This is a genomic window from Microbulbifer sp. SH-1 (genome assembly GCF_011326135.1).
Taxonomy (GTDB): domain Bacteria; phylum Pseudomonadota; class Gammaproteobacteria; order Pseudomonadales; family Cellvibrionaceae; genus Microbulbifer; species Microbulbifer harenosus.
Genome location: NZ_CP046948.1, coordinates 1,676,655 through 1,689,418, shown reverse-complemented (window position 1 = coordinate 1,689,418; position 12,764 = coordinate 1,676,655). Strand labels below are relative to the sequence as shown.

Below are 12,764 nucleotides of genomic sequence, written 5' to 3'. Positions count from 1 at the left end.
TTTTCAGGTCGCACGGAGTAATCAGGCGACACCGGTGGGTGCGCCTGATCGGCAAGGAAGGAATTAACGGGCAGCGATTGCGAGGGCTACAGTACCGGGGCCGAGGTTGATACCACCGGACAGGCTCATTACCGAACGATAGATTTTTACCTTGTGCGCGGCGGCAATCTTTTCAAACGCTCTGAATCCGGGCACCTGATCCAAATCCTGAAGGGCGCCGGCAATGCTCACCACCACGGCCGGCATCAGCAATGCTTTGTCGGCGATTTTCTCTTCTGCCAGCTGAAACAGGCGCTCGCTACACGCGCTGTAGGTTTTTACCGTATCGGCTACCGCGGAACCTTGCCAGGTCATGGAGAGAATAGGGTGAAGGTCCAGCGACTTAGCCATAAAGGCCTTCAACCAGCTCACACTTTTTTCATTTTTCTGTCGTCCGCGTTCGCGCAGGTAGTACACATCTTTGATCGCGGCGTAGCCGACAATCTTACGCCCGAACTCTTCCGCGCGGGATTTGATCTGTGCGCCCGTGAGTCCTTTCTGCATCAGCGACAGGGTGAACAGTGCCAGCAGTCCCTGACCGGAGAACAGTGTGTGGGAGTCCACGGTGTGAATCCTGACAGAATCGCTGCTCAGCCTGCCGGCGACACTTTGCGCATTGGCATAGGTGGGGCTGTTAGCGGCATTGATGGTCTGGACGACAATGTCTTGCTGACCCTGTTGCACCAGCCTAGCCAGAATCTGCTCGATCTCGGGTTCACCGGCAGGGCCGGAGTTCACCTGACGGGAGCGATCTACCAGCGACAGAGAATAAAAGTGGTTCATCTGCGCAGGGTTGCGCTGATCGCCGAAGACCTCATTGCCCACACTCACGCGGTGAGGCAGGACGGGAATCTTGAATTTACGCAGGAACTCATCGGGAAGGTCACAGCCGGAGTCGACGACTAACTGAACCATGGGAGTACCTCTTATTGTTCGGTTCAATGTCGGAAGTAATTGCCGGCAAATTTAGCATTTCGTCACAATTTGGAACAGTTTCTATTGATGTTTTCCTGTCCGTGTGGTGACTGGTCGTTCACAGCTGTGCGAGGAAATAAAGAAGCCGCAGCCGGTGGCTGCGGCGCAAGTGCATGTTTTTAGGGGGTTCGGGTAGGCGATGCCAGTTCGATCTGTTCGCGCACGAAGGCTAGCAAGTCCGGCGACCCGCTGTGGATTTCGAGATCTTCGGGCAGAGGAAGCAGCAGCCATTCCACCGACCAATCCAACCCCTGGCCGCGCTGCAGACGACGGGCGGCGCTCTGTACTTCCAGCTCCAGAAACGGTAGTTCGCCGGAAAGGTACAGTTCAATATCCCCTTCACCGCTGGCCATTTCGCGCATGGGGACCTTTGGGTAGAGCTTGAGGTACAGCAGTCCATCTACCGCGTAGGCCAGCCAGCCCTCGGTGCCGTTGGCGACGACCTTTCCCTCCACCAGCGGTGCGTCCGCTTCCATCGGCAGCCACAGTGCGTCATTTTCCAGTTCATAGGCCATCCGGCCGCGCACGGTTTTAACACTGTCGGTGGTCACCGGGGCGAAGGCCAGGCCGCGGCTGGGTACCCGGGTGATTTCCCAGGCGGCGATTTCCGGGAAATCTTTGTCCGCGTCGATGCGGTAGTGCACGGTGGCGCTCTGCCCGTTGTTGACCGTAACCGTCTTGCTGATGCGAGCGCCGCCGCCATAGGCGCTGGTGACGGTGGCCGAATGCTTGTCTTTTGCAGTCACTGCGTAGGGCGCGGTGTCGTGCTCAGGGATCGGTGGCCAGTTCCACAGGGTCTGGGGGCTCAGCCAGAAGGTGGAGCCAAAGCTGTTTTCCCCGGGCTCCGGCACTGCCAACAGGTCGCGGTCGCCGTACCACAGCTCGGTGATACGGCCGCCATAATTGGGGTCCAGCGCGAGCTTCAGGGAATCCTTACTGAGGCGGATGGTGTCGTCTTCTGCGCTGCTGGCGGATGCCGCCAGCAGCGCAGAGAGCCCGAGAGCAATGGCCGATTTTTTCAGTGGACGTTCAAATAGCATGCCTTAGCTCCCGCAGCGAATTTGTGCCTGATCGCCAGCGCCGGGTACAAACTTGATATTTGCCACCGCCATCGCGAGTTTGCCTTCGCTGTGCAGCGACAGGCCCTGGGACACTCTGGTGAAATCCGTACCGGCGTCGGCAAAGCACTGGAGGTCGATGGACACCTGCGACCAGTCGCCCTTGGGTAGGGCGTTCAATGCATTCTGCAGGGGCAATTTGCCGTTGCACTCGGGACCCTCACAGGTGATCTGCGCGAATACGGCTGCCTCTGGTGCCTGATCCACGCGGATGTCCATAGTGAGGGCGGCACCCTCTTCCAGATAGCGGCTGAGATCCTGGGGTTTGCGGGTTTCTAGCACCACGCTGCCTGCGCGAAGTCCTTTCCAGGTCAGCGCGCGGGCATCTTCCTGGGAAAGCATATCGATGGATGCGACGGTGATATTGTTGTCGTCGCTGCGTGCGAGATTGCCGCTGACCCAGAGAGGTTCCTGATCGCCGTCGGCGATAAACAGTTTCCAGGGAGCCTGCGGACGCGAAACCATCAGCCAGGCGTCTTCGAGATTGCCGTCGACATAGGACTCGCCATCTTCGTTCAGGTTGTTGGCCAGCTGGGCGTCGCTGCTGTAATCGAGCCCGTAGCCGTAGGCAAACAGCGGCTGGTAGTTGGCGTCATCGCGGTTGATCACCGTCTGGTGCACCAGCTCGGGCCAGCTGAACGACAGGCGCCCGGTGAAGTCGTAGCGCTTGTTGCCTTCGCTATCGGTCAACAGCACATCGGCAACTCCCGCGCCCTCGGAGCCCGGCAACCATGCGGCCACGAAGGCATCGGACAGGTTCAACTCTTTGTTCACCCACAGCGGGCGGCCGGAAAGAAACACGCTGACTACCGGAATATCCTGTGCCTGCAGTTTCTGCAGCAGTTCCTGATCTTCCTTGCTGCCCAGCTGGTATTCGATACTGGCGAGGTCTCCGTGCCATTCTGCATAGGGGTCCTCGCCGTAGACCACAATGGCGACGTCCGGCTTTCCACCTTTGCCGAAGGCGTCTTGCGGTACTTCGCCGTTTTCGCTCAACACCACCGTGCCGCCGGCGGCGTCCACTGCCTGTTTGATGCCGGTATAGATAGATGTAGCGCCGGGGAAATCTTCCGCGGTGTTACCGGTGCCCTGCCAGGATATGGTCCAGCCGCCACTCTGCTTGGCGATACTGTCGGCGCCGTTACCTGTTACGAGAATATTTTTGCGCGCGTCTACTGGAAGCAGCTGATCATTGTTTTTCAGCAGTACCAGGGATTTGCGCACGGCCTCGCGGGCGATGGCACGGTGCTCTTCGCTGCCCATAATACCGGTCTTGCCCGCCAGTGGGCGGTCGCGCTCGAATAGACCCGCGCGAATTTTTACCCGCAGGATTCGGCTCACCGCGTCGTCGATGCGGCTCTCTGGAATTTCGCCGTTGCGTACCTGGGCAATGGTGTTTTTGAGCAGTGCTTTCCATTCGGAAGTGATCATAAACATGTCGAGGCCGGCATTGACCGCAGCCGCACAGCTGTCGACAGTACAACCTTCCACGAAGCGGTGGCCGTTCCAGTCACCCACCACGAAGCCATCGAAGCCCAGGCGGTTCTTCAGTACATCGGTAAGCAGGTATTTGTGCCCGTGCAGGCGCTTGCCATTCCAGCTGTTGAACGATGCCATCACCGACTGTACACCGGATTCCAGGGCGGTGAAGTAACCGGCGGCGTGAATCTTGGCCAGCTCTTTTTCGCTTACCTGTGTGTCGCCGCGGTCGATGCCGCGCGTGGTACCGCCGTCGCCGACGAAGTGCTTGGCGGCGGAAACCAGGTGGCGGCCATCGAGGAATTCTTCACTGTTCTTGTCGCCCTGGATGCCTTTGATCATTTCCCGGGCGTAGGCGGCGACAATATCCGGGTCTTCGGAGTAACTTTCAAAGGTGCGGCCCCAGCGGTCGTCACGCACCACGGCGATGGTGGGTGCGAAGGTCCAGTCGACGCCGGTCACCGCCACTTCGCGGGCGGTGGCCTCGCCGATGCGGCGGATCAGTTCCGGATCCCGTGCGGCACCCAGGCCGATATTGTGCGGGAATAAGGTCGCGCCGATGACATTGTTGTGGCCATGTACGGCATCACTGCCCCAAATAATGGGGATGGCTACGCCGCCATCACTGGTGTCCATGGATGCGGCGAAGTAAGCGTCCGCCAGCTTGCGCCAGTCGTCCGGGGTGGCGAATTTGTCGTTGTTGGGGAAGGTGCCGCCGCCGTTGAGGATGGAGCCGATGTGGTACTGCTTCACCTCTTCGGGGGTTATTGATTTGATCTCCGCCTGCATCATCTGCCCGACCTTTTCCTCCAGCGTCATACGCGAGAGCAGATCGGCAATGCGGGCCTCCAGTTTTTCATCACGGGGGAATGCGGGCTTCAGCGCCGGCCAGTTTTCCAGTGAAAGGCCGTCCGCACTCTCGGCAACGGCTGCCGCCTGAACCGGTGCTGCAGTTTCTGACTTGGCGGCGGCTGTGTGATCGTTTCCGGATTTGCCACAGGCCGCCAGACCCATAGCGAGCGCGATACCGACAGCGAGGCGCTTGGCGTACAGCCCGGTAAGGGGCCTGGCATGTATTCCGGTCAGGTTACCGGTTGATTGAGTCATGGTCACTCCGGGTTGGAATTCTTGTTGGTCCAAAAAAAAGTGGGCGCTCCCGAGAAAGGGTGAGAACGAAAGCGCCCACAAGTTCAGGCCTTCCGGCCTTCAGGAAATGGTGAGTGAAGCGATAGCTGGCGCAATCTGGCTAGCGCATCACGTCCCCGCTGTTAAGACGTGCGAGGCGCCGGATCGGGCCCCGGAATGTCAGTCAATTCAGAAAAAAGTGCGTCCCTGCAAAGCGTTCGCCAATCCGCTGGCCGACAAGGTGTACCTGCGTCCGGGGTACCGGAGGGAATGGGGCGAGGGAGGAATGACTCCTCCCCCGGAGAGACAATTCAACGATCGGACGCGGATCAGCCGCGCATTTGCTCCAGCTCCAGCCCTTTGGTTTCGTGCACCATATAGATCACGAAGGCGATAGAGAGCAAGGCAAACAGAGTGTAGATGCCATAGGCACCCGCCAGGCCGATGCCGGTCAGCATGATCGGGAAGGTCATGGTGATGCCGAAATTGGCCACCCACTGCGCGAGGCCGGATACCGCCAGGCCGGAACCGCGGATCTGGTTGGGGAACATTTCCCCGAGCATGGTCCACATCGCCGGTCCCCAGGAGCCGTTGAAGAAGAACACGTAGGCATTGGCGGCGATCAGCGCAAGCAGGCCCATGCTCTGGGACAGCTGCAGCTTGCCATCTACCAGCGACGAATTGGCGAAGGCGAAGGCCACCAGGCCAAGGGTAACGGCCATGCCAATGGAGCCCACCAGCAGCAGCGGCTTGCGACCGATCCTGTCGATCAGCGCCATGGTGATCAGACAGGCGGCAATACTGACGGCACCGGAGATAATGTTGATCATCAGTGCATCTGCTTCGGAGAAGCCCACCGCCTGCCACAGCACTGCGCCGTAATAGAACACTACGTTGATGCCCACCAGTTGCTGGAACACGGCGAGGCCGATGCCCACCCATACGATTTTGCGTACCTTGCCCAGACGCTGGCCGGTGCCTTCCAGCAGATCCGACATGCGCGGGCGGTGATCGCCGGCCACGGATTCGCGGATGCTTTCCAGTTTTTGTGCGACCGCCGCCTCGCCGTACAGCTTGCGCAGAACTGCGGTGGCTCTGGATGTCTGTTTGGACAGCACCAGATAGCGCGGGCTTTCGGGGATCAGCAGCAGGGCGAGGAAGAAGAGGGTCGCCGGCGCAATCTCGATCCAGAACATCCAGCGCCAGGCGTTGTAGCCCATCCACCACTCGTTGACGGCGGAACCGGCTACATTGGCTAGCCAGTAGTTGCTGACAAATGCGGCAAACAGGCCGGAAATGATCGCGATCTGGTTAATTGTGATCAGGCGTCCACGGATCGCTGCCGGGGCGATCTCACTGATATAGGCGGGTGACATCACGCTGGCCGCGCCCACCGCAAGACCGCCGAGGATGCGATAGAACACAAACTCCGGCGAACTGGTGGCGATACCCGAGCCCCAGGCGCTGATTACGAAAAGTACCGCGGAGATCAGCAGCAGGGTTTTGCGGCCCCACAGGTCCGCCAGCCGCCCGGCGAAAAAGGCGCCCACTGCGCAACCCAGCAGCATGGAGGCCACATTGAAACCGGTGCCGGCGGTATTGGAGTTGAACGCCTGCTGCAGGCCGGTAACGGTACCGTTGATCACGCCGCTGTCGAACCCGAACAGGAATCCGCCGATGGTGGCGACACCGCAAATCAGGACAATGAACGGGAGTGGTGGAGCGTCTTGACGGCTCTGGGCTGCGCCCTGGACACCGTCGATGGAGTTCTCAATCGCTTGCATGAGTGACTACCTGCTTTTTTATTGTGGGGAGGGCATGGACGCCCAGTCTTTCAGTTATTTGTTCTGCTTGTGCGTACAGATTCTGCACACGGACACCCGAATACATGGGTATCTCTATGGTGACGTTCGGAATGGGGAAAAGCGTCCTACTTTGGACAAAATGCTGAAGGTGGGCGCAGTTTCCGCAAGTGGGCAGTCCCAGTTTGGCTGGGATGATGGAAATATGTGGGACGGGTAAGGGGATATGGGGCGGCAAACGGGGGATGCCCGACTCGCGGGGGAATCGGGCATCCGATTACACAGGGCCTGCTGAATTACTGTCCAAGCAGTGCTTCCGCGACCCCATCAAACGCGGCTTTTTCCTCATAGGGTCCATTGGCCGGACCGCCGAACAGCAGCGGCCAATCGGCGACACCCTGGCGGTTGTCGAAATCCAGCAACCAGCTGTCGCCATCCCACAGTCCCCATACGGTGATACCGCCGCGCAGGTTTGGTGGCACCACGTCGAGATACGCCTGCACGATGGACTTGTAGCGGGCCTTATGCAGTGCTGCCACTTGCGGGGTATAACTGGTGTACTGCGGGAAGGGCGTGGAGGCGTAGGGGTTGTTCACCGGCACGTCCAGCTCGGTGATCTTCACCTTCAGGCCCCGGTCGACGATGGCCTGGAAGGCGCTGCGGATCTGCGACGTTGACGGCCAGTCGATCTGCACGTGCATCTGGAAGCCGACGCCGTCAATGGGCACATTGTTCGCCTGCAGGCCGTCCACGATCTGCAGCAGGCAATTCAGCTTGTTGCTGTTGCCGCCCTCGGTGTCGTAGTCGTTGTAGTAAAGGTCTGCAGCGGGATCGGCGGCATCGGCGGCGTTAAATGCGTTGGCAATGTAGCTGCTGCCGAGACGCTGATAGAACAGCGAATTGCGATAACAGCTGGACTGATTCTCATCGATGGCCTCATTCACCACATCCCAGCTCTCGACCCGGCCGGCAAAGTGATCGGCGATGGTGCTGACGTGGTTGTTCAGCATTGTTTCGAAATCGCCGCTGTAGCTGTTCATCCACGATGGGACCTGGTAGTCGGAGTGCCAGATAAACGTGTGGCCGTGCACACCGATGCCGTTGGTTTGTGCCCAGTTCACCATCTGGTCAGCGTTGGCGAAATCGTAGGTGTTCTCTGCCGGGTGCAGATAGCTCATCTTCATGATGTTGCCGGCGGTAAGCTGGCTGAAGTGCTGCGTGATACTCGCCTGCTTCTCGGGAATGCTGAGGAAGCTGCGGTTCTCATTGCCGGCAGATACCGCCACGCCAATGGGGAAGGGCGCCAGGCTGTAAAGATGATTGGTGGAGCCTCCGGACGATGAGGAACTGCTGGACGAGCCTCCGGATGAGCTCGATGAGCTGCTGGAGCTGGACGATGAGCTGCTCGAACTCGATGAGCTGCTGGAGCTGGAGCCGCCTGATGATGAACCGCCACTGGCACACAGGGCGCCGGTCACTTGCGGGATCTCAGCGCCGGCCGCCGCGGTTCCCTGGAAACCGAATTCCGCGGTCTGCCCGGGTTGCAGGCTGCCATTCCACGCCGCGTTGCTGGCCAAATAGGGATTGTTGCCGCTGATGTCCGAGCTCCAATGGTTCACGATACGATTGTCGCCGCTGTACTGCCACTGCACCTGCCAGTTGCTCACCGGGCTGGCCGTGTTATTGGTGATGCGGACGCTGGCAACGAAGCCTGAACCCCAGTCGTTGTTGACGCTGTATTCGCAACTGGCAACGGCGGTGTGGGCGCCGCCGCCGAGCAGCATTGCAGTGAGGATGCCGGTCAGGCGCCGTCGCATTGCGGGTCGTGGGCCTTTTTCAATCTGTTTCATATTAACTTCCTGTTTCTCTCTTTATCTCGCTTATCGGGTGGCAGCGACCGGGCAGAAAAACAAGGTTGCCGTATCGCGGCCGTTAATAGTCTTAATGACTATTAATTGTATGGTATCTGAGCCGCAAGCCGCGGCAACAGACTGTGGGGTCAAAATGAATAAACTGTGAGCGAACTCCACCTCCTGTTGTGATGCTTCTTTTTATGTTGTCGCACATGTCTACGGAGCCGGCGGCGCTCGGATGGATTGCGGGGCGGGTATAATGGCCGTCTCGAAGCCTGCTAAGTCCCTAAGCCTGATGCCTGAAAGAAACGCTACATCCCAGCTCCCGCAGCGGTTGGCGAACTGCCTGCAGCGCCATCCCGCGCAGGGGCGTTTGTGGCTGGGTTATTCCGGAGGGTTGGATTCCACGGTGCTGTTGCATCTATTGGTGTGCGCGAAAGTGCCGTTTACTGCCCTTCACGTACACCATGGCCTGAGCGCGCACGCGGATGAGTGGCTGGCCCACTGCAAAGCAGTGGCGGGTGCGCAGGGGGTGCCATTGACCATATGCCGGGTGCGGGTGGATCGCAGGGACGGCGGGCTGGAGCAGGCGGCGCGCAACGCGAGATATCGGGCGTTCGAGCAACACATGGCGCCCGGCGATCAGATTCTGCTCGCCCATCATGCCGACGACCAGGTGGAAACGTTTTTACTGCGACTGGTTCGCGGCGCCGGAGTGCGTGGGCTTGCGGCCATGGCGGAGTGTCGGTCTCTGGGGGATCCGAGCGGGATGCGATCCCTGTTGCGCCCCTTGTTAGCGGCGAGCCGCGCGGAGCTGGAGCGGTATGCCCTTGAGCAAGGGCTCAGCTGGGTGGAAGACGACAGCAATGCGGACCTGGCATTGACACGCAACTATCTCCGCCGTCAGGTGATCCCCGCCCTGTCGGCGCGTTGGCCGATCGGCGAACGCGTGGCCCGGGCAGCGGACAATCTTGGCGAGGCCGCCGGGTTGCTTGGCGAACTGGCGGCGGAGGATCTGTCGCGCTGTGACTGCCGGCGGGAAACCTTTGGGGAAAGCATCGAGCTTGTGGCTTTCCTATCGCTCTCAGAAGCGCGGCGCAGAAACCTGCTGCGGGGTTGGCTGGCGCGATTGGGGGCAAAAATGCCGGAAGCGGCACACCTGCAGCAGGCGCTGTGGCAGGCGCAGGCCGCTGAGGATGCCGTACCGGAGGTCCCCCTGGGCGACCGCGTACTGCGCCGCTATCGCGATCGCCTTTATCTCACACCAGAATTGCATCCTCTGAACCGGGACAGTGAAGGTGAATGGCGGTGGAATGGGGTAAGCGAACTGCGTCTGCCCGGCGGCTGGACTCTGAGGCCTGGAAAGGACTGGCCCGTTGGCGACTACGTGGTTCGCTTTCGCGCCGGTGGAGAACGGGCGAAACCGAGAGAGCGCCATCACTCCCAGACCCTGAAAAGGCTGCTGCAGGAGTACAGACTGGTGCCGTGGTTGCGGGATCGCGTACCGCTCATTTTCCAGGGCGGGGTTCTGGTGGCGGTTGGCGATCTTTTCGTCACCGCGGAGGGACCTGTCGGCCCCCCTCAATGGCGGTTTTCCGATTGAGCAGAAAACCGCTTTCTGGTAGTCTGGCGTCCCATCTCAATGGCACCGGGTTGCGCGAGGCTGCGCCCCCCGAGCCAGTCCCGCACGCCCGAACCCGTCGGGCATTCAACTGACCAAGGTTTTGCATGACGCGCTACATTTTTGTCACTGGCGGCGTGGTTTCCTCGTTGGGGAAAGGTATCGCCTCCGCCTCTCTGGCCGCTATTCTCGAGGCCCGTGGTCTCAAGGTCACGATCCTGAAGCTAGACCCCTACATCAACGTAGACCCGGGCACCATGAGCCCTTTCCAGCACGGTGAGGTTTACGTAACCGAAGATGGCGCCGAGACGGATCTGGATCTGGGCCACTACGAGCGCTTCATCCGCACTCGCATGTCCAAGCGCAACAACTTCACCACCGGTCGGGTGTACGAAACCGTGCTGCGCAAAGAGCGCCGCGGTGACTACCTGGGCGGCACCGTGCAGGTGATCCCGCACATTACCGACGAGATCAAGCGCCGTGTCATCGAAGGCGGCCGCGATATGGACGTGGCTATCGTCGAGATCGGCGGTACCGTGGGCGATATCGAATCCCAGCCGTTCCTGGAAGCCGTGCGCCAGCTGCGCGTGGAAATGGGCAGTAATCGCACCCTGCTGATGCACCTGAGCTATGTGCCCTATATCGCCACTGCCGGTGAAACCAAAACCAAGCCGACCCAGCACTCCGTAAAAGAGCTGCGCTCCATCGGTCTGCAGCCGGATATCCTGTTGTGCCGTTCCGAGCGCGCCATCGACGACGATTCCCGTCGCAAGATCGCGCTGTTCACCAACGTGGAAGAGCGCGCGGTGGTGCCGCTGCCCGATGCCAAAACCATTTACGGCGTGCCGCGTATGCTGCACGAGTACGGTCTCGACGACATTGTTGTCGAAAAGCTGCAGCTGGAATGTCAGGCGCCGGACCTGTCCGAGTGGGACGCGGTGGTCGACGGCAAGCTGAACCCTGATCACGAAATCAAGATCGCCATGGTCGGCAAGTACATGGAACTGCTGGACGCGTACAAATCCCTGATTGAATCCCTGGTGCATGCGGGTATCAAGAACCGCACCCGGGTGAACATCGACTTCATCAATGCCGAAGACGTGGAAGCGGAAAATGGTCTCGACCTGATCAAGGGTGCCGACGCTATTCTGGTGCCCGGCGGCTTTGGCGAGCGCGGCCTGGAAGGCAAGCTGGAATCCGTGCGCTATGCCCGCGAGAACAATATTCCGTTCCTCGGCATCTGTCTCGGTCTGCAATCGGTAGTGATTGAGTACGCGCGCAATGTGCTGGGCCTTGAAGGCGCCAACAGCACCGAATTCAATGTCAAAACCCCGCACCCGGTGATCGGCCTGATTACCGAGTGGATCGACAGCGACGGCAAGGTTGAGACACGCGATGAGAAGTCCGATCTCGGCGGTACCATGCGTCTTGGTGGCCAGGAGTGCCGGCTGGAGAAAGACTCCAAAGCCCGCGAGATTTACGGCCAGGATGTTATTGTCGAGCGCCACCGTCACCGCTACGAAGTGAACAACAACTACGTTGACCGCCTGCAGAAAGCCGGTCTCAAAATCGGTGGCTGGTCCGCGGATGATACCCTGGTGGAAATGGTCGAACTGCCGGAGCACGACTGGTTCGTCGCATGTCAGTTCCATCCGGAATTCACCTCTACGCCTCGCGACGGCCACCCGCTGTTCGAGAGTTTCGTGGCTGCGGCACTGAAGCACAGTCAGGCGAAATAAATTTCGCCGGGATGCATTCAGTCCGTCGGCACTGAGAAATTGAATACCTGCGCCTCTCACGGGAGGCGCGATAAGGATATTGAAAGCGATGAAAACCATCCAGGTGGGCAACCTGCAGGTTGCGAATGACAATCCGTTTACCCTTTTTGGCGGCATGAATGTGCTGGAATCCCGCGACATGGCCATGCGGGTTGCAGAGCACTATGCCACGGTGACGGACAAGCTCGGTATACCCTATGTATTCAAGGCATCGTTCGATAAGGCCAATCGCTCCTCCATTCACAGCTATCGCGGCCCCGGCATGGAAGAGGGGCTGAAGATTTTCGCTGAAATCAAAAAAACCTTCGGTATCCCCCTGATCACTGACGTCCATGAGCCGCACCAGGCGGCGCCCGTTGCGGAAGTCGTTGACGTGATCCAGTTGCCCGCATTTCTCGCCCGCCAGACCGATCTGGTCGCCGCGATGGCGGCTACCGGGGCCGTGATCAATGTGAAAAAGCCCCAGTTCATGAGCCCGCCACAAATGAAGAATGTGGTGGAGAAGTTCGCCGAGGGCGGCAACGAAAATATCATTCTGTGTGAGCGGGGTGCCTGCTTCGGTTACGACAATCTGGTGGTTGACATGCTCGGCTTCCGAACCATGATTGATGCCACCGGCGGCGCACCGTTGATTTTTGACGTAACCCATTCACTGCAGATGCGCGATCCGGGTGGTGCCGCTTCCGGTGGCCGTCGCAGCCAGGTTACCGAACTCGCCCGCGCAGGCCTTGCGATCGGCATCGCGGGGCTGTTCCTGGAATCGCACCCGAATCCGGACAAGGCTCTGTGCGACGGTCCCAGTGCTTTGCCTCTGGAAAAGCTGGAACCCTTCCTGGCGCAGATGAAAGCCGTGGATGATGTGGTGAAGAGTTTCGAACACCTCGACACCAAGTAAAACGGAAACCGAATAACGACAAAATGAGTGGCGCAGAAAATGTGCCACCAAACCCAAACCTCACAGACCTGTTTTCCCG

General features: G+C 59.6%; 8 protein-coding genes. 3 read left to right on the top strand and 5 right to left on the bottom strand.

Annotation, left to right across the window (positions count from 1 at the left end):
• Window positions 1–63: 63 nt before the first annotated feature.
• The 5 genes from GNX18_RS07340 to GNX18_RS07320 form a co-directional block, all read right to left on the bottom strand.
• A complete protein-coding gene (locus GNX18_RS07340; RefSeq protein ID WP_166216603.1) occupies window positions 64–954 on the bottom strand; it encodes a DegV family protein in 891 nt (296 codons plus the stop codon).
• Window positions 955–1,133: 179 nt separating this feature from the next.
• Window positions 1,134–2,054 carry a DUF4380 domain-containing protein gene (locus GNX18_RS07335; protein WP_166216600.1) on the bottom strand — a complete coding sequence of 307 codons (921 nt, stop codon included), beginning with the start codon at window positions 2,052–2,054 and terminating at the stop codon, window positions 1,134–1,136.
• A gap of 3 nt (window positions 2,055–2,057) precedes the next feature.
• Window positions 2,058–4,718 (bottom strand): exo 1,3/1,4-beta-D-glucan glucohydrolase, encoded by a 2,661-nt coding sequence (locus tag GNX18_RS07330; protein WP_240914284.1) that lies wholly within the window; start codon window positions 4,716–4,718, stop codon window positions 2,058–2,060.
• A 347-nt stretch (window positions 4,719–5,065) separates the two neighbouring features.
• A complete protein-coding gene (locus GNX18_RS07325; RefSeq protein WP_138234930.1) occupies window positions 5,066–6,520 on the bottom strand; it encodes a sugar porter family MFS transporter in 1,455 nt (484 codons plus the stop codon).
• 314 nt (window positions 6,521–6,834) lie between these two features.
• Window positions 6,835–8,388, bottom strand: coding sequence for an endo-1,4-beta-xylanase (locus GNX18_RS07320; RefSeq protein ID WP_371808087.1), 1,554 nt, complete (start codon window positions 8,386–8,388; stop codon window positions 6,835–6,837).
• 298 nt (window positions 8,389–8,686) lie between these two features.
• On the opposite strand from GNX18_RS07320, the gene tilS reads away from it, so the two are divergent.
• From tilS to kdsA, 3 genes are all read left to right on the top strand, one after another.
• Complete coding sequence (gene tilS / locus GNX18_RS07315; RefSeq protein WP_166216596.1) at window positions 8,687–9,994, top strand: tRNA lysidine(34) synthetase TilS; 1,308 nt, start codon at window positions 8,687–8,689, stop codon at window positions 9,992–9,994.
• A gap of 125 nt (window positions 9,995–10,119) precedes the next feature.
• Window positions 10,120–11,751, top strand: a complete 1,632-nt coding sequence (locus GNX18_RS07310) for a CTP synthase (protein ID WP_138234928.1) — start codon at window positions 10,120–10,122, stop codon at window positions 11,749–11,751.
• A gap of 88 nt (window positions 11,752–11,839) precedes the next feature.
• Complete coding sequence (gene kdsA, locus GNX18_RS07305) at window positions 11,840–12,685, top strand: 3-deoxy-8-phosphooctulonate synthase (protein ID WP_166216593.1); 846 nt, start codon at window positions 11,840–11,842, stop codon at window positions 12,683–12,685.
• Window positions 12,686–12,764 lie beyond the last annotated feature (79 nt).